General features: G+C 33.2%; 22 protein-coding genes. 9 read left to right on the top strand and 13 right to left on the bottom strand.

From position 1 onward, the window contains the following. Positions 1-4: 4 nt before the first annotated feature. Genes ACHRWY_RS02240 through ACHRWY_RS02230 form a run of 3 tightly spaced genes read left to right on the top strand, consistent with a single transcriptional unit; the run spans position 5 to position 2,368 of the window. Positions 5-451 carry a type I restriction enzyme HsdR N-terminal domain-containing protein gene (locus ACHRWY_RS02240; RefSeq protein WP_395352101.1) on the top strand — a complete coding sequence of 149 codons (447 nt, stop codon included), beginning with the start codon at positions 5-7 and terminating at the stop codon, positions 449-451. A gap of 29 nt (positions 452-480) precedes the next feature. Next, positions 481-1,500, top strand: a complete 1,020-nt coding sequence (locus ACHRWY_RS02235; RefSeq protein ID WP_395352099.1) for a glycosyltransferase — start codon at positions 481-483, stop codon at positions 1,498-1,500. Between the two features lie 34 nt (positions 1,501-1,534). After that, entirely contained in the window at positions 1,535-2,368 is an 834-nt protein-coding gene (locus tag ACHRWY_RS02230; protein ID WP_395352097.1) for a flagellar motor protein MotB, read from the top strand. A 253-nt stretch (positions 2,369-2,621) separates the two neighbouring features. Here the strand turns inward: ACHRWY_RS02230 and ACHRWY_RS02225 are convergent, their stop codons facing one another. The 4 genes from ACHRWY_RS02225 to ACHRWY_RS02210 all read right to left on the bottom strand — a co-directional run bounded on the left by ACHRWY_RS02225 (position 2,622) and on the right by ACHRWY_RS02210 (position 7,892). After that, positions 2,622-3,659: a carboxypeptidase-like regulatory domain-containing protein gene (locus tag ACHRWY_RS02225; RefSeq protein ID WP_395352095.1), complete on the bottom strand. Its 1,038-nt coding sequence runs from the start codon at positions 3,657-3,659 to the stop codon at positions 2,622-2,624. A gap of 80 nt (positions 3,660-3,739) precedes the next feature. Further along, positions 3,740-4,360: an L-threonylcarbamoyladenylate synthase gene (locus ACHRWY_RS02220; RefSeq protein ID WP_395352093.1), complete on the bottom strand. Its 621-nt coding sequence runs from the start codon at positions 4,358-4,360 to the stop codon at positions 3,740-3,742. 218 nt (positions 4,361-4,578) lie between these two features. Continuing rightward, complete coding sequence (locus tag ACHRWY_RS02215; RefSeq protein ID WP_395352091.1) at positions 4,579-6,918, bottom strand: ATP-dependent helicase; 2,340 nt, start codon at positions 6,916-6,918, stop codon at positions 4,579-4,581. A 206-nt stretch (positions 6,919-7,124) separates the two neighbouring features. Continuing rightward, entirely contained in the window at positions 7,125-7,892 is a 768-nt protein-coding gene (locus tag ACHRWY_RS02210; protein WP_395352090.1) for a sulfite exporter TauE/SafE family protein, read from the bottom strand. A gap of 124 nt (positions 7,893-8,016) precedes the next feature. Between ACHRWY_RS02210 and ACHRWY_RS02205 the strand changes: the two genes are divergently transcribed. Further along, a complete protein-coding gene (locus ACHRWY_RS02205; protein ID WP_395352088.1) occupies positions 8,017-8,538 on the top strand; it encodes a hypothetical protein in 522 nt (173 codons plus the stop codon). Positions 8,539-8,600: 62 nt separating this feature from the next. Here ACHRWY_RS02205 and ACHRWY_RS02200 read toward each other — a convergent pair whose 3' ends face one another. The 3 genes from ACHRWY_RS02200 to ACHRWY_RS02190 all read right to left on the bottom strand — a co-directional run bounded on the left by ACHRWY_RS02200 (position 8,601) and on the right by ACHRWY_RS02190 (position 12,742). Continuing rightward, positions 8,601-9,230 (bottom strand): hypothetical protein, encoded by a 630-nt coding sequence (locus ACHRWY_RS02200; protein ID WP_395352087.1) that lies wholly within the window; start codon positions 9,228-9,230, stop codon positions 8,601-8,603. 328 nt (positions 9,231-9,558) lie between these two features. After that, on the bottom strand, positions 9,559-10,458 hold the full coding sequence (locus ACHRWY_RS02195) for a patatin family protein (RefSeq protein ID WP_395352085.1): 900 nt from the start codon (positions 10,456-10,458) through the stop codon (positions 9,559-9,561). A gap of 223 nt (positions 10,459-10,681) precedes the next feature. Then, entirely contained in the window at positions 10,682-12,742 is a 2,061-nt protein-coding gene (locus tag ACHRWY_RS02190; protein WP_395352083.1) for a M1 family metallopeptidase, read from the bottom strand. Between the two features lie 67 nt (positions 12,743-12,809). Here ACHRWY_RS02190 and ACHRWY_RS02185 point away from each other — a divergent pair, with 67 nt between their 5' ends. Genes ACHRWY_RS02185 through ACHRWY_RS02175 form a run of 3 tightly spaced genes read left to right on the top strand, consistent with a single transcriptional unit; the run spans position 12,810 to position 14,528 of the window. Then, positions 12,810-13,574 (top strand): diphthine--ammonia ligase, encoded by a 765-nt coding sequence (locus tag ACHRWY_RS02185; protein WP_395352081.1) that lies wholly within the window; start codon positions 12,810-12,812, stop codon positions 13,572-13,574. Positions 13,575-13,578: 4 nt separating this feature from the next. Beyond that, positions 13,579-13,977, top strand: coding sequence for a hypothetical protein (locus ACHRWY_RS02180; RefSeq protein WP_395352079.1), 399 nt, complete (start codon positions 13,579-13,581; stop codon positions 13,975-13,977). Between the two features lie 47 nt (positions 13,978-14,024). Then, complete coding sequence (locus tag ACHRWY_RS02175) at positions 14,025-14,528, top strand: hypothetical protein (protein WP_395352077.1); 504 nt, start codon at positions 14,025-14,027, stop codon at positions 14,526-14,528. Positions 14,529-14,608: 80 nt separating this feature from the next. On the opposite strand, the gene ACHRWY_RS02170 is transcribed toward ACHRWY_RS02175, so the two are convergent. The 3 genes from ACHRWY_RS02170 to ACHRWY_RS02160 form a co-directional block, all read right to left on the bottom strand. Beyond that, positions 14,609-15,148 (bottom strand): DUF1697 domain-containing protein, encoded by a 540-nt coding sequence (locus ACHRWY_RS02170; protein WP_395352075.1) that lies wholly within the window; start codon positions 15,146-15,148, stop codon positions 14,609-14,611. Between the two features lie 74 nt (positions 15,149-15,222). Further along, positions 15,223-16,986 carry a hypothetical protein gene (locus ACHRWY_RS02165; protein WP_395352073.1) on the bottom strand — a complete coding sequence of 588 codons (1,764 nt, stop codon included), beginning with the start codon at positions 16,984-16,986 and terminating at the stop codon, positions 15,223-15,225. A gap of 104 nt (positions 16,987-17,090) precedes the next feature. Next, positions 17,091-17,666, bottom strand: a complete 576-nt coding sequence (locus ACHRWY_RS02160) for a hypothetical protein (RefSeq protein ID WP_395352071.1) — start codon at positions 17,664-17,666, stop codon at positions 17,091-17,093. Between the two features lie 246 nt (positions 17,667-17,912). Between ACHRWY_RS02160 and recG the strand changes: the two genes are divergently transcribed. Continuing rightward, positions 17,913-20,021, top strand: a complete 2,109-nt coding sequence (gene recG / locus ACHRWY_RS02155) for an ATP-dependent DNA helicase RecG (RefSeq protein WP_395352069.1) — start codon at positions 17,913-17,915, stop codon at positions 20,019-20,021. 281 nt (positions 20,022-20,302) lie between these two features. On the opposite strand, the gene ACHRWY_RS02150 is transcribed toward recG, so the two are convergent. From ACHRWY_RS02150 to ACHRWY_RS02140, 3 genes are all read right to left on the bottom strand, one after another. Then, positions 20,303-20,905 carry a PAS domain-containing protein gene (locus tag ACHRWY_RS02150; protein WP_395352068.1) on the bottom strand — a complete coding sequence of 201 codons (603 nt, stop codon included), beginning with the start codon at positions 20,903-20,905 and terminating at the stop codon, positions 20,303-20,305. Positions 20,906-20,996: 91 nt separating this feature from the next. Continuing rightward, positions 20,997-21,857 (bottom strand): hypothetical protein, encoded by an 861-nt coding sequence (locus ACHRWY_RS02145; protein ID WP_395352067.1) that lies wholly within the window; start codon positions 21,855-21,857, stop codon positions 20,997-20,999. Positions 21,858-21,887: 30 nt separating this feature from the next. Continuing rightward, positions 21,888-22,484: an AhpC/TSA family protein gene (locus ACHRWY_RS02140; RefSeq protein WP_395352065.1), complete on the bottom strand. Its 597-nt coding sequence runs from the start codon at positions 22,482-22,484 to the stop codon at positions 21,888-21,890. Positions 22,485-23,026: 542 nt separating this feature from the next. Between ACHRWY_RS02140 and ACHRWY_RS02135 the strand changes: the two genes are divergently transcribed. Continuing rightward, positions 23,027-24,085 (top strand): efflux RND transporter periplasmic adaptor subunit, encoded by a 1,059-nt coding sequence (locus ACHRWY_RS02135; RefSeq protein ID WP_395352063.1) that lies wholly within the window; start codon positions 23,027-23,029, stop codon positions 24,083-24,085. The last annotated feature ends 69 nt before the right edge of the window (positions 24,086-24,154 follow it).

The following is a 24,154-nucleotide window of genomic DNA, read 5'->3' as shown; positions in this document are numbered from 1 at the left end:
CGCTATGCAACAATTAAATTTTCCTTCTTATACTTTCCGATTCAAAAATAGCGAAAATAAAGTGTCTATTTTTGATGAAATCAGGAAAAAATTTATCATTCTTACTCCGGAAGAATGGGTCCGTCAGCATGTTGTTCAGTTTTTAATGATAGAGAAAAAATACCCTAAATCATTAATCAATGTCGAGAAAGTTTTAACAGTCAACGGATTAAGAAAAAGGTATGATGTGGTCGTATTTAATTCAGATGGTTCTATACATATATTGGTAGAATGTAAAGCACCCGAAGTCAAAATTTCTCAGGCAACTTTTGATCAAATTGCACGTTATAACATGACAATGCAGGCACGGTTTTTGAATGTCACAAACGGACTTAATCATTTTTACTGTCAAATGGATTTTGAAAATGAAAAGTATGAGTTTTTAAGAGGCTTACCCAATTATAACGAATAATAGAATATTAAAATAAATTAAAATTACTTTTGGATAAAATTGCTGTTGTTATTTTAAATTGGAACGGAGTAAAATTGTTGGAACAATTTTTACCTTCGGTTGTTCAATTTTCTGAAGGAGCTACCATATACGTTGCTGACAATGCATCTACAGATGATTCGATAGATTTCGTCATACAAAATTTCCCTACAATCAAAATAGTTCAAAATAGTGGTAATCATGGCTTTGCAAAAGGCTATAATGACGCTTTACAACATATTGATGCTGAAATTTATGCTTTGGTAAATTCAGATATCGAAGTAACTGAAAACTGGCTTAACCCCATTATTGAAACTTTTGATACTGAAAAACAAACTGCGATTATCCAGCCTAAAATTCTTGATTTTAAAAATAAAGAGTATTTTGAATATGCCGGTGCTGCAGGTGGGTTTATTGATAAATATGGTTTTCCCTATTGCCGCGGACGTATTTTTGATACCATTGAAAAAGATAACGGACAATACAATGACAACTGCGAATTATTCTGGGCATCGGGAGCTTGTTTCTTTATTAGAAGTGAAGTATATCGCGAACTGGGAGGCTTTGATGAAAGTTTTTTTGCACATCAGGAAGAAATCGATTTATGCTGGCGTGCCGCAAATGAAGGACATATTATCAAGTATAATTCCGGATCAATTGTCTATCATGTTGGAGGAGCAACACTGCAACAAGGAAACCCGAAAAAAACCTATTTGAATTTTAGAAATTCATTATTAATGCTTGTCAAAAATTTACCCAAAAAAGGGTTGTTTTTTGTGATATTCTTTCGAATGATTTTAGATGGTATTGCTGGTATCCGTTTTCTTACACAGGGAAAATTCCAGCATACTTTTGCTATTTTGAAAGCACATTTTTCATTTTATTGCATATCTTTAAAGTATCTACGGGAACGAAAAGATTTTCAAATACAGCAATACTATTCGGTTAAAAGTATCGTTTTCCTATATTACATAAAGAAACTAACCGTATTTAAAGAAATCTTTAACAGTAATCAAAATATTAAAAACTAAATTTGTAATCAACGTTTAATTAAATATAATCCCTATGAGAAAAATAGTAATCGCACTATCAGTATTAATGGCCTTAACTTCGTGTGTATCGAAAAAACAATACGCAGCGTTAGAAGCTAAGAACAAAGAAACCCAAGATTTATTAAACTCCTGTACCGTAAAACTAAATACTTGTTTAGAGGAAAAAGCAGGATTGGCTGCTACGGCTGAAAGCTATAAACAACACAATCAAGACTTAATAAGCACTTCTAAAGACTTAACTGTTTTAACTACAAAAGGAGCTGAAAATCTTGAAAAATCTTTAGAAAGTTTAAAAGAAAAAGATCTAAAAATATCAAGACTTCAGGATGCATTAACTAAAAAAGACAGTGTGACCCTTGCTTTGGTTACAAGCTTAAAAGGCGCTGTTGGAATTAATGACCCGGATATCGAAATTAACGTAGAAAAAGGTGTTGTATTTATTTCTATTGCAGACAAACTATTATTTAAAAGTGGTAGTTATGACGTAAGTGATAAAGCAAAATCTGTTTTGGCTAAAGTGGCTAAAGTAGTAAACGACAAACCTGATTTTGAATGTATGGTTGAAGGTCATACAGACGATGTTCCTTACAAAAGCAACGGAGTTTTGTTAGACAACTGGGATTTAAGTGTTAAACGTTCTACTTCTATTGTTCGTGTATTAACGAATGATCTGGGTGTTAACCCTGCTAAATTAATTGCAGCTGGTAGAAGTTCTTATGTACCTTTAGTTGCAAATGATACTCCTGACAACAAAGCCCGTAACAGAAGAACACGTATCGTTGTTATGCCAAAAATCGATCAGTTCTATGATATGATTGAAAAAGAAATGAAAAAACAAGCAAAATAATTTAAGTTTTTACATACTTTATTATACAGAAAAAGCAGGTCAATCGACCTGCTTTTATGTATCCTTAATTTTTTTAATAACCAATTAAATATAAATCAAGAATAGCATTATTTTTAAATTAACTAACTAAATTTTAACTATACTAAAGTTAGTTATTTATTTTTAACTTTTATACGATTTCAGTTTTTTTTTACAAATACGCCATTTCCGGGCTTTACTTACATAATTTAATTAAATTTAGCAGATATAAAATTTACTTAATACCATAATTTAAAGGTAACATATCTCCCACTTTCTTTTCTGAAATCTTGCCTGAAAAAAGAATACTTTCAATATTTGAATTATTTCCGTACTTATAAATATAAAAACTGTCTGTCTGGAAAGTAATCTTAGACCCTTCCGTTTTATTAAATGTAATATTATAAGCAGCTACAATATCTTTTAGATTTTCATTTGTAATCTCTCCTTTTGGTTGTGGTAAAATTTCTACTTTTACAAAATCATCTTCTTTAATTATTTTAAAACGTTTAGCAGGATCCAGATTATCTTCGTCATTAAACAATAAGAATTTTTTAGCCCCCCAATCATTATTGGCAAAATTTCTAAAAAATTGAATCTGCGAACCCTGATATGCTTTTTCTCTTCTTTCCAGAATTTCGGCTGAGTTATCGATTTCTTCGAATCTGCTAACACCTCCATAAAAATTCTTAATAACATCTTTAGAATTAATACTTAATTTAGTAAAGGCAATTTCAAAAGCTACCAATTCAAAATCAATCTTATACCCTAAAGAAGCATTTACAATCACTAATGGTTTATCTGAAGAAGCTGTAAAAATTAATTTCTCCTTATCATATTTAAAACGAAGGTCATCTTCATTTTTAATTACAGCTGTTTTCGCATTATTTGTCTTCCCAAGGAAATATTCCCTAAATAACTTTAATTTCTGATCTCTGGTAAAAAGTTCGTTTTTAGTAATAACAACTTCTTTAAGCTCATTCCTAGAAACTGTCATCGCTACATTTAGTGCTTTAGAAGCGTCTAAACCTGTCAGGTATTCTGTTTGATAGCCCATAAAACTTATTACCAAAATACTATTGGCATTCGGTTCATATTGAATAGTGAAATTTCCGCCAGCATCTGAAATGGTGGAGATGGTTGTTCCGTCAAAATAAATATTAACTCCTTCTAAGGGAGTATTGTCTTTACTTGAAATTTTACCTTTGAGAATGTTTTGTGAAAATATAGCAACAGTAAAAAAGAAGGATAAGAAAACATATATGTTTTTCATAAAATGCAAAAGGTTTGGTTAAATTATAAGCTAATTTAACCAAACCTTTTTGTACTATCCTAAGCAATCTCTATTTATTCTTACAAAATATCGATATCGCCTTTTCCTTCTCTTATAATAACCGGCTCGTATTCTGATAAATCAATGACAGTAGATCCTACATTATCACCATAACCTCCGTCAATAACAAGATCTACAAGATTTTGCCATTTTTCAAAAATCAATTCAGGATCTGTAGTATATTCAATTACATCGTCTTCATCACGAATAGAGGTTGAAACGATGGGATTTCCTAATTGCCTCACAATTTCTAAAACAATATTATTATCAGGAACACGAATACCTACCGTTGCTTTCTTTTTAAATTCTTTTGGTAAATTATTATTTCCGGGTAAAATAAAAGTGTATGGGCCAGGTAACGCTCTTTTTAATATTTTAAAAGTCGATGTATCAATCTGACGTACATAATCTGATAAATTACTCAAATCATGACAGATAAACGAAAAGTTTGCTTTTTCAAGTTTAACCCCTTTTATTTTTGCGATTTTTTCCAGCGCACGTGAATTGGTAATATCACAGCCCAATCCGTAAACGGTATCTGTTGGATAAATTACCAAACCCCCATTCTGAAGTACTTTTACCACTTTGGCAATTGCAGCTTCACTGGGTTTATCCGGATATATTTTTATGAACTCAGCCATTTTTTAGAATAAAGATGTTAGATTATAGAATAAAGACTATTCTTTACTCTTTTATTTTTTTTAATAACAACATTCCAATTGAAATAGATTTAATCTTAAATTTAAAAAAACTTATTCTCTTGAAAAATAATAAAATTATGAAGGTCGAAAATCGAATCTTGTGATAAAAAATTGACTTTTAAAATCTATTTTCTATATTCTTTTTTCTATATTCTTTCCTAACCTACTACATCTAATTTAGCAAATCTTAGCAACAATTTCTTGATACCTCCAACCTCAAATTTTATTTCGGCTTTTTTATCAGCACCAACACCTTCTAAGTTTACAACTTCACCTTTACCAAAACGTTCGTGCATAACGACATTTCCAATCGTTAATTTATTATCAAATAAATTTGGCGCAGCAGCAGTATTTGGATTCGTTCCTGCAACAGGTTTTAATTTTCGAATATTCAAATCAGGTTTTGGCTGATTGTCCGTAACATGTTTTGGTGGTGTTGACCCGATTGGTTTTGCCAGTCTTAACTTAGATTTATCAATATCTCCAAAAATATCCCCGTCAATAGGCGATTTGTAACGGTAATTTGTTTCTGCCGGAGTCAAATACTCCAAATATTGCCCGTCGATTTCTTCAATAAAACGTGATGGTTCACTGTCTGTCAATTTACCCCAGCGGTAACGGGATTGTGCATAAGTCAAATAAGCCTGATGCTCTGCGCGAGTTAAAGCTACGTAAAATAAACGACGTTCTTCTTCTAATTCGCTTCTGGTACTCATACTCATAGCACTCGGAAACAAATCTTCTTCCATTCCCACGACAAAAACATGAGGGAATTCCAGTCCTTTAGCCAGGTGAATGGTCATTAGTGCCACACGGTCTTCATCAGAAGTGTCTTTATCCAAATCAGTTGCAAGTGCCACATCTTCCATAAATTCAGACAAAGCTCCCCTCGCACCATCAATCTCTTTTTGTCCTTCAATAAAATCTTTCAGACCGTTTAAAAGCTCTTCAATATTCTGGATCTTGGCCATTCCTTCCGGCGTGGCATCTTTTTTAAGTTCCTGAACCAATCCGGTTTTTTTAGCTACATAATCGGTAATATAAAAAGCATCCTGATTTTGATCAATAACCTGAAAACTCTGGATCATCGTTACAAAATCATTGATTTTATTCTTTGTTCCTGAGTTTAATTTCAGGTCAATTTTATCAATATTCACCATCACTTCCCAAATCGAACGCTTGTAGTGATTGGCAGCAATTGTCAGTTTTTCAACAGTAGTATCTCCAATTCCACGGGCCGGATAATTAATTACACGGATTAGCGCTTCTTCATCTTTTGGATTAATGACCAAACGCAAATAACACAATACGTCTTTAATTTCCTTACGTTGGTAGAACGATAATCCGCCATAAATTCGATACGGGATATCACGTTTTCTCAAAGCATCCTCCATCGCACGTGATTGTGCATTGGTACGATACAAAATGGCAAAAGAACCGTTATGAAGCTGATTCTGCATTTTTTGTTCAAAAATAGTACTCGCTACAAAACGACCTTCTTCGGCATCGGTCAAACTACGATGCACTTTTATCTTTTGTCCAAAATCATTTGCTGTCCAAACTACTTTATCCAGTTTGGTCTTATTATGCTCCATTACAGTATTTGCCGCTTCCACAATATTTCTCGTGGAACGGTAATTTTGCTCTAGACGAAACATTATTACGCCTTCATAATCTTTCTGGAAATTCAAGATATTATTAATATTCGCACCACGGAAAGCGTAAATACTCTGTGCATCATCTCCTACCACACAAATATTCTGAAACTTATCGGACAAAGCCCTCACGATCAAATATTGAGAATGGTTTGTATCCTGGTACTCATCCACTAAAATATAACGAAAACGGTTTTGATACTTCGCTAAAACTTCTGGAAAACGGGTCAGTAACTCATTGGTTTTCAATAACAAATCGTCAAAATCCATAGCACCAGCCTTAAAACAGCGCTCTACATATTGCTGATAAATTTCGCCTAATCTTGGTCTTTTTGCCATGGCATCAGCTTCAACCAATTCCGGATTATTAAAATAGGCTTTTACCGTAATCAAACTGTTTTTATAGTTTGAAATACGTCCTAAAATTTGCTTTGGTTTATAAATATCACGATCCAGCTGCATTTCTTTTATAATAGAAGAAATTAGTCTCGCCGAATCCTGAGAATCGTAAATCGTAAAATTAGACGGATATCCCAAATGATCTGATTCTGCACGAAGGATACGCGCAAAAATCGAGTGAAAAGTTCCCATCCAAAGGTTTTTTGCTTCGGATGCACCCACAATATCTGAAATCCTGTGCTTCATTTCACGGGCTGCTTTATTGGTAAAAGTAAGCGACAAAATATTGAACGCATCAATACCCTGAGCCATCAAATAAGCAATTCTAATAGTTAAAACACGGGTTTTTCCTGAACCTGCACCGGCAATGATAATCATTGGCCCGTCTTTCTTTAAAACAGGCTGCCTCTGTGCTTCATTGAGCTGGTCAATGTATTTTTGCATGAAATTTTTCTCCATAATTAATGCAAAAATAAGAATTATAAAATAAAGTTCCTAAGGTGCTAAACTTCTGAGTTGCTAAGTTTTTTTTGAAGCAGAAGAATCAGTGCTTTTTAGAAATATAGTTCCCGCTTTCGGCTTTATCTCTCCGTTTCACTGCGAGGATATCGCCTCTATCGGGGCTAGATTACAACAATTGGCTTTTGAAATTATTTATAAAATACATCATAAGCAAATCGAATCAACGTTCCTGCCACCACAATCAAAAAGAAAATTCTAATAAAACCATTTCCTTTGTTGATTGCCAGTTTTGCGCCAATCCATCCGCCAAGTCCATTACTGACTGCCATCGGAATTGCAATTGACCAGATGATTTTGCCTTTGATCATAAACAAACAAATCGAACCAAAATTAGTTGCCAGATTGACCATTTTAGCATTTGCAGAAGCGTGCAAAAAGTCAAAGCCTAAAAGTGCGATAAAAGCAACCACAAAAAAACTTCCGGTTCCGGGACCAATAAATCCATCGTAAAAACCCACAATTATGCTAATAACAACAGCATAAATTATTTGAGTTGCAGCAGAATGATCTTTAGCGACATGCTGTCCAAAGTTTTTCTTGGCATATGTGTAAATAAACAATAAAGACAAAACAACCAATAAAAGCGGTTTCATAAAATCATTGCTGACCATCGTAAGTAAAGTAGAACCTAAAAATGCCGAAGGAACTGCTAAGCACATCATAATCAACAATAATCGCCATTGAACAACTACTTTTTTCAGGTATTGAAAAGCTGCAAAAGCGGTTCCGGTAAAAGCGGGTAGTTTTAAAGTTCCAACAACCGTCGAAACAGGTAGATTTGGCAATAAAATCAACCCCATTGGAGTTTGAATCAATCCGCCGCCGCCAACAATGGCATCAATAAATCCGGCTGCGAATGCCGCTAAACAAAGTAAAATTATGACATAAGAATCCATTAATATTGTGTTTCAGTTGGTTTAGAAAGAGATGCACAAAAGTAGCCTTCCATTTTGTTTATTACAATAAATTAAAAGTGGATTTCTCCTCAAAAAGTATATTTTTGTTGAAAATTTAAACCAAATGGATTTTAACAGAATTATAGAATTAGCCAGTTATACTTTACCAGCCATCGTTACAGGATTTGTAGCTTACAGTTTTTTTGAATTACACATTAAAAACAACGACAAAAAACGTAATTTTTTATTGAACAGAGAAGCGCATAAAGAATCTCTGCCAATACGTTTACAGGCTTACGAGCGTATGACCTTATTTTTGGAGCGTATTAATTTGACAAAACTCCTGATTAGAATTGCGCCAATTTCAAACGAAAAACACGATTACGAAAACTTTCTAATCGACCAGATTGAGCATGAATTTGAACATAATTTAACGCAACAAATTTATATGTCCGACGAATGCTGGACAATCATTACGACAGCAAAAAACTCAACGATACAAATCATTCGTAAAACTGCTATGGGCGATCGCGTAGACAGCGCTGATAAATTACGTGAGAAGATTTTGAATGATTTATTAGAAAAACAATCTCCAAGCAATGCTGCTTTAGCGTACATTAAAAACGAAGTGAGCGAATTGTGGTAGATAATATTTTTTTGAAAGATTGAATATCTTTTTATTCAATCTTTCAAAATTAATCTAATTCACTAACTGACCCAATCACGGTGGATTTTTACAATCTTCCACTTTCTATTTACTTTTTCTAAGAATATTTCCCAGCCTTCACCGCACAAACCAGAACAAACCAGAGTGAATTGCACGAAAGCTCTTTTTCCATCTAGTGAAACAATAGGAATTGTGCAATAAAAAAAACTAAAGTATTCTTTTGTCTTGAAATCTTTTTTCAGCTGAATTAGTGATTGCAGATTCAGTTTACCAAAACTCTTTTTTTCTAACTTAAAATTTTTAAAATTTTTATTTTGAAACTGTAAATAAGAAGAATCTAATTTAGAGAAGAAAAAAAACTTTCTCGGTACATCCGGGAATCCAATAAAATCCTGAATCAATTTAGAATTCGATGATACTTTTGGCGGAAATTTACTTTTTTTTACATCCCAGGAAACTATCTCTAGTTTTTGTAAATCTTCAGAAAAAGAAAGTTTAGATTTTTGATTAAAATCTTTATACACCCCTAAACTATCATCAAAAATTACCGCTTTAATTATTGAACTGGTTTCATGAGGTTTCGGTAATTTATAGTCGTTCTTGTTCTCTTGACAACCAATAAATATAAAAAGGAATATTACAAATATCCACTTAATAATTATTTTACTCATACAAAAGATTTATTATCTAAAATTTATATTCCAAATTAAACTACAAGCTTACAGGTTTTATAAAAACTCCCATTTTAAAAAATAAATCTTCTTATTGAAATTTTCGTTCCAGGAAACTTTTCAAACTCAAGCGAAGGCGAGTACTATATATTCTTTGCATTCTCCATCTCCTGCAAATGTGATTTCCACGGAAAATTTTGAAATATATCTATTATCTCTGACGAATCAATTTTTCCTTTTTCAATGATTTTTGGTGTTATTGGTTCACAAATACTATATCTGAATTCACTCATTTTTATTAAATCTGATTTTTTTATATAATTATATATTATTTGTTATCACTCATAACCTCAGATTTATTCTGAGCATATTCATAACCCTGTTCCCACCATTCTTTCATAACTTCCTTATTAAAAATAAGGGCATTATCTGTTAGTTTAGTTGGGGTATAATATAAGTTAAGTTTCACATTTTTATTGTTTGCCATCAGTTTTCCTATAGCAATATCGTGTTTTTCGACCTGGTCTAATGCGATTCTAAACAAATCAATCATCAGTGAAAACGGATTTTTACCAATAACCATTTTATCCATATTGACTTCGGTTTCCAATATAATAACATCAATTTCGGTGGCACCGCGGTTAATCGCTTCCCGAATCGGAACCAGACTTGAAAATCCTCCGTCACCGTATTCGAAGTTATCTTTCTCCACCAAACTCATAAACGGAACATAATTACTGGAGATCCATGACCAATCGCAAAACTCTTCGTAAGTGCAATCTTTTATCGATTTATACTCAGATTCATTCTTAGTAAAATTGGTTACCGTAATAACAACATCGTTTTTCTGTTTCTTTAGTTTGTTAAAATCTGATAAAGAAAAGTTGTTCCTGATGTATTTTTTAAGTCCTTTACTTTCTCCAAAGGTTCTTTTCCCTTTAAAAAACTGACGTAAAACATTGAAATGATTTATGGTAACAATATCTACTCCTCCTTTGGTTTTAATCACAAAGGGGCAAATATTGAAAATATTAGCCATGGTAACATTAGTATAAATGGAGTGAATTTGTTTAATATGACCTAGCGCTAAATGCGGAATAAGTAAGCTGCCTGTAGAAGTTCCTATAAACAAATCATATTCGTGATTTTTCTCTTCTATTAAATATTGCGCTACACCACCGGCAAACGCGCCTTTACTTCCTCCACCAGAAATAACCAATGCTCTCATAAATATTATTGTAGGTTTTGTTTTTCAGAAATAGATTAAAGAGGATAGAATATAGAATAAATACTTTTCCATTTGTTTTAAAATCTTATTCTCCCCTCTTTATTCTCCCCTCTTTATTCTTTAGTCTTTATTCTTTATCCTTTAATCTTGCTTCTCTAATCTTGCTTCTTTAATCTATTCTCTATATTCTATTCTCTATATTCTATTCTCTATATTCTATTCTCTACTCTTTCAGCAAACGGTTCAATTGAAATTGTTCTTCGGAGGTCAAATTAGGCAAAATTCTTTCAAACGAAGCACGCAATTCAGAATTTTTTAATAAAAACCGAATAGAATCCCGGCCAAATTTAGAAAATTGCCACATATGATGCGTTGTAGCGCTTACTAAATTCGTTAAAACCTGATCGTTTATAATTTTAAAAGAAAGTAATTTCTCAAGTGCATTTTGTCTTGTTGTTGCTTCGTATTTAGATGAAGAAAAAGCAATTAACTCAGAAGCTAAAACTTCGGGGTTATCTGTATAATTTGGGGTTGACAACGCCAGTGATAACCACAGAGTACGAAGATTATAATCATTAAAACCAATTCGGTTTTGAGTTTTGTTTAAATATGCTGTACGATGATCCGGGAAATTTTTCCATAAATAATACAAAGCAATTTCTTGTGTCTGATAGGACTGATCGTCTAACAAAGTTTCATACTCTGCCCTGAAATCTTCGGGAACTTTCGATAATGAACTTGCAACCGCTTGTCGAACTTGTAGGTTGTTTGTTTTTAAAGCCGTTTGTAAAAGTGTTTTTTTGGCATCGAACTTTTCAGCCTCTAACTGATTTACAATAGCTTCTTTTACTGTTTCGTAAACATTCGATTCTAAAGTCTTTTTAAGGAACTCTTCTTTTTCTGCCAGTGGAGTTTTCTTTAGTTTATCTACTTCTAAACGCAGCTGAATTGCTTTGTTTTTGCTCAATAAGGCATTCGCTGTTGGCGTATCAAAAGCGGTTGATTCCAGCCATGTTTTCTGAAATTGAACCAAATCAAAGTCAGATACTTTTTTTATTTCATCGAAGAAATTTTGTGTGTTTACGGTTTGATAAGCGTATTTCCTGAGGTAATTTTTTATCGCTTTTTTGAAGGCTTTATCACCAATAGATTCATGCAGGACAAACAAAGCCCAAGCACCTTTTTCATAAAAAGTTAATGAACTGGCTTTGACATTCAGAACCGGAATTGAATCCGTTCGGGATGCAAATTTTATTTGTTGTGCTGTTTCGTAAAGTTTCGCATAAAAATAATCATCTCCGTAAATCTCTCTTTCTGCCAATGCTGCATAATAGGTGGCAAATCCTTCCTGAAGCCAGTGATGTGTACTGCTTTCGGCCGTAATTAAATCTCCAAACCAATGATGGGCCAATTCATGAGCATCAACATTAGTGTAATTTCGATCTTCAAAACCTATTGAATCTACAACATAACGTGTTGCAAAAAGTGTTGTGGTGGTGTTTTCCATTCCTGCATAAAGAAAATCCCTAACCGGAATTTCTCTATAAATTTTCCACGGATATTTAACACCTATTTCCTTTTCTAAAAAATCAAAAATACGCTTTGAATAACGATATGTTGGTTCAAAACGGTTTGAGTCTTTATTCTCAAGGTAATATTCGAGTGGAATTTTAGATTTTGCTTTCAACTCTTTTTTATTGTATTTTCCAATGGCAAGCATTAATAAATACGAGCTCATTGGGTTTTCCATTTTGTATTGCCAATGAAACTGATTCTCATTTTCAGTTTTATTTTCTAAAATACCATTTGAAACAACCTGATACTCTTTGTCATAAGTTATTCCTAAACTAAAAATTACTTTTTCGTTGACGTCATCAAAACTCGGAAACCAATTACTGGTATACCTGCCTTGTCCCTGCGTCCAGATTTGTATTTCGGAATTATCAATATTTACAAAATACAAGGCTTGTTTAGGTTTAGCGGAGTATTCAAATGTCAGATGGTTTTCTCCTTTTTGAAAATTTCCTATAATTTGTAATTCCTTACCGGTATTTGTAAAAGCAGTTTCTTTGTTATTAAGCTGAACTTTAGAAAATTCCATGTTCTTCGCGTCAATTTTAATGGTGTCCACAGGTTTTAGAACCTCGAATTGATACTCTACAATTCCGGAAACCGATTTTTCAATTGAATTGAATTTCAATTGTCCGTTAACTGCTTTAAAATCGACAAATTGGGTTTGTTGCGCAAAAACGAAACTGGTAATAAATAGAAAGATGTATTTCATTGAAATAAATTTGAAGGCAAAAATCCAAAGTTACAAAGGTTTCACTAACAAATCGAATGAAATTTGTATGTTTACCATAGAAAATTATAACGACGTGTCAATACCCAAAAAAGCCTTATTTAACTGGAGCAGCGGAAAAGATTCTGCTCTGGCTTTGTATAAAACATTACAGAATCCTGATTTTAAAATCGAATATTTACTCACTAGTGTCAATCAGCAATTTCAGCGTATCTCTATGCATGGCGTTCGTGTGGCCTTACTGGAAGCGCAGGCAAAAAGCATTGGTCTTCCTTTAAAAATAATGCAGATTCCGGAAATGCCAACGATGGAAGTTTATGAAGACGTGATGACTGAAACCTTAACTGAATTAAAAAACGAAGGAATTACACAGGCTGTTTTTGGCGATATTTTCCTGGAAGATCTCCGTAAATACAGAGAAGCCCAATTAGACAAAATAGGCTTTGAAGCTGTTTTTCCACTTTGGAAAATCCCAACACAGGATTTAATTCAGGAATTTATAGCTCTTGGTTTTAAAACCATTGTGGTTTGCGTAAACGAACGTTATTTAGATAAAAGTTTTGTTGGCCGAATTATCGATCAGGATTTTATCAACGATTTGCCTGAGAATGTAGATGTTTGTGGAGAAAATGGCGAATTTCATACTTTTACATTTGACGGGCCTGTTTTTTCAAAACCCATACAATTTGAAATTGGAGAAATTGTTTATCGAAAATACGAAAAACCAAAAGCCGAAAATTCAACCAATACGGCTTGTGACACAAATGCAGGTGATGCTTTTGATTTTGGATTTTGGTATTGTGATTTAATTTAATAAAATGAAAATATCTTATTCTAAAAAGTACTGTACAATTGTTTTCGTAATCGCTATTGCCTTTACTTTTCAAAGTTGCCTGGTTAGCCGCTGTAAAAGGCCTCAAATTGTTGGTTATATTTATGATTCTATAACCAGAATGCCTATTGAAAATTGTAAAGTTGGAGAAAATCTCACTGATGCAAAAGGTTATTTTGAACTAAAAGAGTTACGTTATTCTCAATTTACTTTCGTTGGTTATGAAGCACCTCCTTTAATGGTAAATGAACTCATTTCTAAAGAAGGTTATGAAAAGAAATCTATAGCGTTATTTAATCCTTTTGGTGGCGGAAACAGAAAAGGTGCTCTTCATAATGCTGATACTATCTTTTTAAAAAAAGCCATAATAACTGATTACAAATAAGTTAAAATTTCATTTAAAATATTAATTTTATAAAAAAATAAGTTCGTATGGCTTTAAAAGAAAGTTTAGAAATGCAGAAAGTTTTACCTTTTCTTACTGAAATTGGAATAGAAGTACTCGAAAGAGAATTAGACGCTACTTTTTTGCCTGGATTAAGTTTAGGTCCCGATTGCATTTATATCGATTATGATAAATTATTATATCCCGGCGATATATTGCACGAAGCCGGACATTTAGCTGTTACCGCTTCTTCCGAAAGAAAATTAGTCGGCACAAGTAAAATATCAGCTAACTGGCCCACTCAGGGTGAAGAAATAGCCGCAATTTTATGGTCTTTTGCTGCAATGAATCATTTAAAATTACCGCTTGATTTTGTCTTTCATCCTAACGGCTACAGAAATGCATCTGATTGGTATATTTCAAATTTTAGCAATCAAACTTATATTGGCTTACCGCTTTTAGAATGGATGGGGCTTTGCTTAAGTGAAAACCGTGCTGCAAAGGAAGGAAAACCGGCCTTTCCCACAATGCTGAAATGGGTGAGAGATTAATAGGGCAATTGGATAATTACTTTGAATAAATACTAGTAAACTCTCCCTCTTTTCATTTTCATATTTTCAAATTATCTCATTTAAACATACATACTTAGTAAATTGGTCACCGTATTCCAGTTTCTAATAGTAGCCGTTACACTTAGTTTTTTCTCAATATATTTTTGATCAAATCTTGTTTTTCCTGCTCCAACAGCATATTTTATAAAAATCCTGTTTCCGTCGATACTTGCTTCATCGGGTTTAAACTGGCTAATTTTCAGATCATTTATATTTTCACTTTTCAAAGCAGTAGAAACAAATGCTACATAAAGTTTTTTAGTGTCAACCTCTTTTTCTTTTAAAAAAGGACTGTTTTTAAAGCACAATTCCAGATCTTCCCTGGTAATTACAATCGTAGGAACTTCATGCCCGAAAACCTTAAAGATTTCCTGTTTAATCATAAAGCCTACTTTCGAAGCACTTTCTTCTTCGGTATCAACGAAAACATTACCGGATTGCAGATAGGTCCGAACGTTTTGAAAACCTATATTTTCCAACATTGCTTTCAAAGCTTCCATCTTCATCATATTGTGGCCCGAAACGTTTATACCTCTTAAAAGTGCTAAATGTGTTGTCATTTTTTAAATTTTGTGTAAAGATAAAAATTCAGATTCTTTACGGTTGTTTTCTAATACTTTTATCAGCATAAAAGCTATTCATCATCTTCCCCTGTTTCAATGTCAAACTTTGTCAAAAAATCATTTAGTCTTTTTTTGTATTTTTCTTTAGCCTCGTTTACGATTTCTTCCGTCTCTTCGTTGGATACTATCGGGTCCAGATCAAATTCTTTTTTAGCCCATTCCTCAAACGCTTCCTTATTTTCATTTTCTTCGTAATACTCTTCATCTTTATAGAAATATGCCTCATCAAAATCAACTGAAATTTCTGTATCAAAAGTGAGTAAATGAATTAGTTTTCGGGTATTTTCTGCTACAACATGAATACCGCCTTCGTCTCCAAAAACAACTATAGGACAATTATTTAAATCTTTGTCAATAAGCCAGTACGCATAAGAACTTCCGGAACCGTTTGCACCTGCAAATTCAATAAAACTGGTGTAGAACTCTTCCTTTTCAGACCAGGTTTTTATCCCAGTCTTATCTTCTATGATTCTTAAACCAAAACATTCTGAGTAGGTTTCTGAACCGTATTCCTGATCAAATTCGTAGAGTTTTACTAAATCTTGCGGTAATGCATAACTGCCAAATTGAGCTGCAAATTCTTCTAATGAGAAACTATCATCATAGGTTTCATATTCTGTATCATCACTGGAATCTTCATCAGAAGATTCAGCCGTAAGTATTTCAAAAGCTTTAATTGCCGCGCGCTTTACACAATAAAATTCTATTCCCGGTGCGGTTTCATCATTAGCCCATTGGTACTTTGGATTTCCGTCTTCATCAAGATATTCCAATACCAGTGTAATTTCTTTGGTATCATGACACCATACAGTACGCATTCTAATATTGAAACCGTTTGCAATTTCTTCTGAAATCTGGCTGTATTTCATGCCTTCATAATCAAAAGGAATAAATAAATATTTCGTATTTGAATTTTCTTTGTAAAGCCTACCGTCAGTTTTAAAGTCTTCCTTTTCATGTAAAACTTCAATCATTTTTATGAACTGATTGTGAAAATCAGTATACATATACTTTTCCGTTTTATTATAATCGATGATGGACATCCCTTTTTTAAAGGCATCTTCGTGGTAATTATTACCTAAAATTTCTGTACCGTAATCTGAATATTCAATAAAAGAGTCCTGTACAATATCAGATAATGTATGAGTTGACGGAAAGTAGTTTTCTATTGTTATAATAGATCCGTCAGTATCAGAAAGGTTACTGCAAATCAGCACATCCGGCCTGCTTATATTAATTATGGCCTGCACATTAGTAAAGCGTTCAAAATGCATCAGCATATCGTCACTGTAAATTAACCAGGCTGTCACATCACCTTTTACAAAAAGTTCTCCATGATTGTATTCTCCTAAAAGGGCATCACATTTTAAACCGCCGCCTAAATAATGTACATTTCCAAACAAAGTGATATTAACCGTTGTAGTTTGTCCTAATACAATTAAAGCAGGCGAATTATCTGTGTCAAAAGAACTTATAATTTTAGTAACATTCAGATTTCCTGTAAAGATAAAGCCCAGTATAAAAATATCCGGATGCTCATCTGTACTAAAATCCATCTCAAATACATCCATTTCGATGTCTTCTTCTGCTAATAAGAATATCGGATTTTCTTCATAGTCAGGAAAACGCCAGGTATCTTCAAAGACATTGTATATTTTTTCGTTGTTAAAATTGGTCAGATTTCCAATAATAGCGTGAGCTTCATGTCGGTTAATAACCTGGAATGTGACACCTGCAAACACTATGTTTTCAAAAGGTTTTTTTTCTTCTTTCATGATCATATAGGCTTATAACTTTTTTAACAAATGTAATAATTATCTCTAATTATTAAAATAATATAGCATTCAGTGTGAATAAATTAGAAAACTAACTTAATACTTTAGATACTAAAAATCTGATCATTCTTTTTAGCCGAATATTTTAATTCATATTCTGTAATAGGTAAATTTTGTCTTGAAGCAATTTTTATTTGTGTATAATCCAATCTATATTCTCTTAAACAACGTTTAATAGCATTAATAGCTATTTCCTCATTCACTACAATACAAAATATATTAAGGACAAATTTCTTAGAATCTGCAATTGTCTTTCCCATGTCAAATCCATCAACATGTCCCAAGCCTTTCCAGCCAAGTTCATCGTTCAAATACTCCATCACCTTGTCCTTTAACCAGTAATCACGAGTATTACCTTTTAAACTTTTCATTTTATATTGTACAACTAACCAATATAAATTATCGTTTGTGAATTCTTTAAATTCCTGCTTTCTAAATCGCTGTTCAAAAAAGTTATCCAGTTTTTTTTCGTCTTCAGAGAAATCAGAAAAATTTAACTCTTCTGTAGTTCCCTTAGTTCCCACTTTTCCTGTATGTATTACTACTTTTTTTAAATCTGAAATAATCCAATATTCAGCATACCATAATTCACCTTTATCAATTTTATAAAGTTTTTTCATTATTTGCTATTTTTTTTTAAAACATTTTATTTCTATTTTGAAAACAACTACAAATATAAGTTTTTTATTACATTTCAATATATTAAAAAAGAAACTCAATAAAGTTTTAAGCAACCTTAAAAAGAATCTATTTTCAAATTTCCCAATTAAAATCTATCTTCGCTAATAGAAAATAAAGCAAAGAATATAAATCGAAATCTTTTTTCTTTACTCTTTATTCTTAAATCAGCAATCTAAAATAAATTAATGTCTAATAATCTTCTTGAAACCCCGATAGAATACCTAAAAGGCGTTGGTCCCAGTCGTGGCCAGTTGCTTCGCAAGGAATTGGGAATCCATAAATATGGAGATTTAGTTAATTTTTTTCCGAATAGATATATTGACAGGACGCGTTATTATAAAATTAACGAATTACAAAACACAGGCGCAGAAGTTCAGATTATTGGAAAAATAATCAACATAAAAACAGTTGAATTTGCTAAAAACAAAAAACGTTTGGTTGCCACTTTCGTGGATGATACGGGGCAAATTGATCTGAATTGGTTTCAGGGACATAAATGGGTACGGGAAAGCTTAAAGCTAAATGAAGTTTGTGTAATTTTTGGAAAATGTTCTGTTTACGGAAGTCAGTTTAGTATGGCACATCCGGAGATTGAGTTATTAAAAGAACATGAAAAAAGTCTTCGCTCAGCCATGCAGCCTGTTTATCCTTCGACAGAAACCCTTACAAACAGAGGGATTTCAAACCGAACCATTAATAAAATGATGGAACAGTTGTTTCTTGAAACTCAGGCTTTATTTACAGAAACTTTTCCTGCTTATCTCATTGAAGAATTAAAACTGATTTCGAAAAGAGCTGCTTTATTCAACATTCATTTTCCTAAAAGTACCGATGCATTGGCGAAAGCTCAATTTAGGTTGAAATTTGAAGAATTGTTCTTTATTCAATTGCAATTGATTACCAAAAACCTGATTCGGAAACATAAGATAAAAGGACATCCTTTTGCAAAAGTTGGTGAGTTTTTTAATGAATTCTACCAAAATCACCTTCCTTTCCAGCTCACTAACGCTCAAAAAAGAGTAGTAAAAGAAATACGTTCAGATATGGGAAGTAATGCCCAAATGAACCGTTTACTGCAAGGAGATGTAGGCTCCGGAAAAACCATTGTCGCTTTTTTAAGCATGCTTTTAGCTATTGATAACGGATTTCAGGCTTGTTTGATGGCACCAACAGAAATTCTCGCGAATCAGCATTTTATTGGTTTATCAGAATTGGCTGAAACACTCAATATCAACATAAAAATATTAACAGGCTCCACTAAAACATCAGCCCGAAAGATTATCCACGAAGAACTGGAGAACGGAAGTTTACACATCCTCATTGGCACACATGCTTTATTGGAAGATAAAGTAAAATTTCAAAATTTAGGTTTGGCCGTAATAGACGAACAACATCGTTTTGGTGTAGAACAAAGGTCTAAATTGTGGAAAAAAAATGAAATTCCGCCACATGTTTTGGTTATGACCGCCACTCCTATTCCAAGAACGTTAGCCATGAGCCTTTACGGAGACCTGGATATTTCTGTAATCGATGAACTGCCTCCGGGCAGAAAACCCATTCAGACGGTCCATCGTTTTGACAGCAATCGTTTAAAAGTATGGAAATTCCTCAGAGACGAAATTGCTCTTGGCAGGCAAATCTACATTGTTTATCCATTAATTCAGGAATCCGAAAAAATGGATTTCAAAGATTTAATGGACGGTTACGAGAGTATTTCGCGTGATTTTCCGTTACCGCAATATTCGATTTCTATTTTGCACGGAAAAATGAAACCGGCTGATAAAGATGCTGAAATGAAACGTTTTTCTGAAGGCAAAACCAACATCATGGTGGCGACAACTGTAATTGAAGTTGGTGTAAACGTACCCAATGCCAGTGTGATGATTATTGAAAGTGCAGAACGTTTTGGATTGTCCCAGCTCCATCAATTGCGCGGCCGTGTGGGACGTGGTGCCGAACAAAGTTATTGTATTTTAATGACGAGCCATAAATTAAGCTCAGACAGTAAAACGAGAATGGAAACTATGGTTCAGACCAATGATGGTTTCGAAATTGCCGAAGTCGATCTTAAACTTCGGGGCCCCGGAGATTTAATGGGAACCCAGCAAAGCGGTGTTTTAAATCTGCAAATCGCTGACATTGTACGTGACAGGGATATTTTAGGTTTAGCCCGAAATTATGCCCTGAAAATCCTAAAAGAAGACGGACCGCTGCAAAAACCGGAACATGCTGTCTTGAAAGCTGTTTTTATCGAATTGACGAAAAGAAAAAATATCTGGAATTATATTAGTTAGAGTTACTAAGATTCTGAGTTGTTGAGTTTTTTAAGGTCAAAGTCACTATGATTTCATGCATTGCTATATCATCCGGAGTAAAATCGAAAGTTTATCAAATTTAATTTGGAAAAACTTAGAATCTTAACACCTTAGTGACTCAAAATCTTAAAAAAATATACTTCACTGTATTCAGCCTAAACATCCATTAACTTTCTTTCAGGTGATTTAGAGTTGTTGGGGGACAATCTTTAAGTTTGAATCTTAAGTTTATACAATGAAGCATATTGTTTTAAAATACTTTATTTTTTAGGCGGCGTTTTCTTTTCGAACAAACCGCTAAAAAGCCCTTTGCTTATTTTATTTTTATCATCCTTTCCTGTAGCGATCAGATGGTCGATGTATTCCATATACGTCTTTTTACGTTCTTCCAGAAAACCTATTAAATAATCTTCAGAAGCGCCAAGACCGCTTACTTCTTCAATATGAAGGAGTTTTTTATATAAAGGCTCAATAAATTTGACTATAATTTCTTCGGGAACTGATTTTCTGGTACCAAAAAAGCCGGCAATTTCACCATCGCCATCGGCTATTATTTTAAAATCGGTAACGACCCAGTAATACCTTCCGGTTTTAGACATATTTTTGATCACAACATGAATATTCTGACTCGATTTAATACTGTCCCACAAGAATTTAAAAATTACTTTTGGCATATCAGGATGACGCACCACATTATGGGGCTGGCCAATTAATTCATGTTCGTCATATCCTGAAACATCAATAAAAGCTTCGTTTGCGTATAAAATAGTTCCTTTTGTGTCTGTTTTACTTAATAATACTTTAGTTTTATTCCAATCAACTTCTCTATCAGATGGAGTCGGGCGATTAATTCTGTTATCCATAAATTCTGTATTTTAAATTACTATACAATTGTCTTTTGCGTATAAAGTGAAGTCCTGTAAAGTATTATTCTGATTCTAATGTCTGTTTCAATCAACTTTGACTTCTGCTATTAGTCGACTTAACATGAATATCATTTACTAAATCATCAATCTTCTTGGCGCTTTCTCTCATCATTTCCAGATATGTTAGCAGCTTGTCATTATCCGTATGGCCTTTTGAAACATCAATAAGCTTAAGAACTGAATTTACGGGCAGCTTTAAATCAAGAGTCGTTCGATGAATAAAATCATTGTAATCTTTAGTAGCGCTCATCGAACTGTATTTTGCAGAAGCCAGTTTGATGTTTTCCAATTCATATTCATCAGAAATTTTAGAAATATGGTTCTCACTGTGTTCTTTAAAATAATACGCCCAATATCCATTCATAAAGAAAACAACTGCTGCCAGGACAACGTGAATGATAAGCGTTTCAAAATCAAAGTTTACCTGTGAGAAATACAACTGCAGTCCTTTTGGATCGGTATAAATAAAGTTTTGCATATAAGCTAAAGCAGCATGATGCAAAACTACCAATATGGTAAGCGGAATCTGAAGTTTCCAGTTTTGGTAAATAATTAAAATCGTACTCGCAATGAATACCGTAAAATGCATTTCAAATAATCCGTGCATCTGATAAATATACTGTGCCATAAATATTGCCAAAACAACTGAAAGCACATACTGGTAAAAATTAGAGTTTTTAAAGAAGAACTTTGCAGAATAATACAGCAGTAAATTCAAAGTCCCTACTCCAACACCAATTTCAAAAGTGTCGTACTTAAAAGCTAAGGCAATTCCGAGAAGAAAATAAACGGCAAGAACGTAATTAATAATACTATCTGATTTTTGTGTCATTGTAGACATAAAGCTGTGCAGATAATCTTGTTCATTCAAACTGGCTTTTGTTTTCATAAATTAAATAGATTAGGTTAAGAAATAGATTTATTTAGTGCATTTTGGTAGCGAACATCCATAAGCTCTCAGAGCTAAAGCATCAAACGAAGGGGTCTTGGTTTGTTTTAATAGTGAATCAATTGCCATTTGCGCATAATTACTGTCGGCGTTAGTACAATATCTTGTTTTGTTATAATTTCCGCGATAATATAAATTTTGAGAATGATCTAAAAGAACCGCCTGAGGTGTTGAGAAAACCCCGCAACTTTTTGCAATACCCTGATCAAAATAAACCGGGATTTTGGCTTTAAACTTTTCCTGAATCTCTTCTATTGTAAAATTCTTTTCTTTGTTAAGGACTACAATTTTAAAATTGATCCGGTCACCATATTTCTTAATCAGTCCGCTGACATGAGGGATATTAAATCGCGAACAAGGACAGTCCGGATTAAAAAAATGAATAAATATAGGCCTGCTGTCCGTGATACAGCATTTTAAGTCAATTTTACTTCCCAGGGCTATCCTGTGATAATCTTGCGGAATTGGGGTGGGCAAACTGTATTTAAATTCATTTTGCCAGAACAAGGCAGAAATAGCCAGTAGTAATAACGAAAACCATAATGCAGCAAGTAATTTTTTTAGCATAAACAGGTAGTTTTAGGGTTATTATAATCAACAATTTTTAAACAATTGTTAATTATTTTATTTTATCACTATATAATTTTAACTTAAAAGCAAATAAAAAACCTACACATTACAACGCTTAACCACCAAAAACATTACTATTCTCACAAAAAAAAGACCATTCTGTTTAAGCTTATCAATGTTACGAATAAAATCGATAAAGTGCAAAAAAAATCAGACAAATTACTACAAAATAATTATTGCTACTCTTTTTCTTATTTTTCGAACGATTATTTTTACGTTAACTATAAGTAAAAACCTATTCTTAGTTTCTTTTTTTTAACACAAATCAATAAAAATGACTTCACATCTGTATCTGAAAAAACTTTTTTTTGTCACCTCGTTAAACCATTGTAAAGTAAAACCATCTAAGCTAATGCCTAATTTAAAGTTTGTACGTACAAGTGTTAAATAAAAGCTAAGCTCTTTCGATTTCGCAACAAAAAGTTAAATTTGTGAGCTTACTAAAACATATACCAAAAAAATACATTTACCTCAATTTTATGAAAGTAAAAAACCTAGTTTACGCCCTATTAATCATCGGATTAGGAGGATTTATTGCCTACAGAGTCGTGTCTAACAAAAGCAAAAACGACGAGTCTAAAAAATCGGGAGATAAAGACAAACCAACAACGGTTACGGGAATAGTAGTCAAAACGGCTACTTTTGATAATAATTTATCTTTATCCGGCTCTATCGAAGCCAATGAACAAATAGAAATTCATAGTGAAGTTTCAGGGATTGTAGAAGGTATTTATTTTACTGAAGGCACATACGTAAACAAAGGTCAGGTACTTTTTAAAGTAAACGATATTGAATTAAAGGCGCAGTTAAGACAAGCTGTTACCAAAGAAGGTCTTGCGGCGGAAAACGAAAGAAGGGCCAAATTACTACTTCAAAAAGAAGCGATCAGTCAGGAAGAGTTTGATGTTGCCAACGCCGATTATGCGTCTATGAAAGCGCAAAGCCAATTAATTAGAGCACAAATTGCAAAAACGGCTGTAAAGGCCCCTTTTTCAGGAAAAATTGGTTTGCGTTCTATTTCTCCGGGAACCTATATTACCCCTACCGTTTTAGTCGCTAAATTGGTGAATACCGGAAAATTAAAAATAACATTCTCTATTCCTGAAAAATATGCTGCGCAAGTAAAATCAGGTTCAGCTATCGATTTTTCTGTTTCAGGATCCAATAAGGTTTATACGGCTAAGATTTATGCTATTGAACCGGAAATTGAAGTAGCAACCCGTACCTTAAAAATTCGTGCCATTGCCGACAATGTCGACGGAAAACTTTTTCCGGGAACCTTTGCAGATGTAAAATTACCTCTAAACATTATTAAAGATGCTATTGTTGTTCCCACAGAAGCCATTGTTCCTGTGCAGGACGGTAAAAAAGTATATATTGCCAATAATGGCCAAGCCAAAGAAGTTATGGTAGATGCAACAACAAGAACAGATTCTTCTATTTTAATTTTATCAGGATTAAAAGCCGGAGATACCCTCATTACAAGTGGTGTGATGTCATTAAAAAATGAGGCACCTATAAAAGTTAAAATAAAATAAGAGAAATTTTGAGTTATAAGTGAGGAGTCACGAAAGCCTATATTCTAAAACTGAACTCCAAAATCCGAA

The sequence above is a fragment of the Flavobacterium sp. FlaQc-48 genome (assembly GCF_044007335.1).
Lineage (GTDB): Bacteria > Bacteroidota > Bacteroidia > Flavobacteriales > Flavobacteriaceae > Flavobacterium.
Note: the sequence above shows the minus strand (reverse complement) of the source record. Positions and strands in the feature narration are given on the sequence as shown.

What these genes read in the sequence shown, in the direction of transcription:
- ACHRWY_RS02150 (WP_395352068.1), bottom strand. Translation starts at nt 20,905, where the DNA reads ATGGATAACAGAATTAATCGCCCGACTCCATCTGATAGAGAAGTTGAT.
- ACHRWY_RS02230 (WP_395352097.1), top strand. Translation starts at nt 1,535, where the DNA reads ATGAGAAAAATAGTAATCGCACTATCAGTATTAATGGCCTTAACTTCG.
- ACHRWY_RS02135 (WP_395352063.1), top strand. Translation starts at nt 23,027, where the DNA reads ATGAAAGTAAAAAACCTAGTTTACGCCCTATTAATCATCGGATTAGGA.
- ACHRWY_RS02210 (WP_395352090.1), bottom strand. Translation starts at nt 7,892, where the DNA reads ATGGATTCTTATGTCATAATTTTACTTTGTTTAGCGGCATTCGCAGCC.
- ACHRWY_RS02215 (WP_395352091.1), bottom strand. Translation starts at nt 6,918, where the DNA reads ATGCAAAAATACATTGACCAGCTCAATGAAGCACAGAGGCAGCCTGTT.
- ACHRWY_RS02190 (WP_395352083.1), bottom strand. Translation starts at nt 12,742, where the DNA reads ATGAAATACATCTTTCTATTTATTACCAGTTTCGTTTTTGCGCAACAA.
- ACHRWY_RS02175 (WP_395352077.1), top strand. Translation starts at nt 14,025, where the DNA reads ATGGCTTTAAAAGAAAGTTTAGAAATGCAGAAAGTTTTACCTTTTCTT.
- ACHRWY_RS02225 (WP_395352095.1), bottom strand. Translation starts at nt 3,659, where the DNA reads ATGAAAAACATATATGTTTTCTTATCCTTCTTTTTTACTGTTGCTATA.
- ACHRWY_RS02200 (WP_395352087.1), bottom strand. Translation starts at nt 9,230, where the DNA reads ATGAGTAAAATAATTATTAAGTGGATATTTGTAATATTCCTTTTTATA.
- ACHRWY_RS02140 (WP_395352065.1), bottom strand. Translation starts at nt 22,484, where the DNA reads ATGCTAAAAAAATTACTTGCTGCATTATGGTTTTCGTTATTACTACTG.
- ACHRWY_RS02145 (WP_395352067.1), bottom strand. Translation starts at nt 21,857, where the DNA reads ATGAAAACAAAAGCCAGTTTGAATGAACAAGATTATCTGCACAGCTTT.
- ACHRWY_RS02170 (WP_395352075.1), bottom strand. Translation starts at nt 15,148, where the DNA reads ATGACAACACATTTAGCACTTTTAAGAGGTATAAACGTTTCGGGCCAC.
- ACHRWY_RS02195 (WP_395352085.1), bottom strand. Translation starts at nt 10,458, where the DNA reads ATGAGAGCATTGGTTATTTCTGGTGGAGGAAGTAAAGGCGCGTTTGCC.
- ACHRWY_RS02220 (WP_395352093.1), bottom strand. Translation starts at nt 4,360, where the DNA reads ATGGCTGAGTTCATAAAAATATATCCGGATAAACCCAGTGAAGCTGCA.
- ACHRWY_RS02165 (WP_395352073.1), bottom strand. Translation starts at nt 16,986, where the DNA reads ATGAAAGAAGAAAAAAAACCTTTTGAAAACATAGTGTTTGCAGGTGTC.
- recG (WP_395352069.1), top strand. Translation starts at nt 17,913, where the DNA reads ATGTCTAATAATCTTCTTGAAACCCCGATAGAATACCTAAAAGGCGTT.
- ACHRWY_RS02160 (WP_395352071.1), bottom strand. Translation starts at nt 17,666, where the DNA reads ATGAAAAAACTTTATAAAATTGATAAAGGTGAATTATGGTATGCTGAA.
- ACHRWY_RS02205 (WP_395352088.1), top strand. Translation starts at nt 8,017, where the DNA reads ATGGATTTTAACAGAATTATAGAATTAGCCAGTTATACTTTACCAGCC.
- ACHRWY_RS02240 (WP_395352101.1), top strand. Translation starts at nt 5, where the DNA reads ATGCAACAATTAAATTTTCCTTCTTATACTTTCCGATTCAAAAATAGC.
- ACHRWY_RS02185 (WP_395352081.1), top strand. Translation starts at nt 12,810, where the DNA reads ATGTTTACCATAGAAAATTATAACGACGTGTCAATACCCAAAAAAGCC.
- ACHRWY_RS02180 (WP_395352079.1), top strand. Translation starts at nt 13,579, where the DNA reads ATGAAAATATCTTATTCTAAAAAGTACTGTACAATTGTTTTCGTAATC.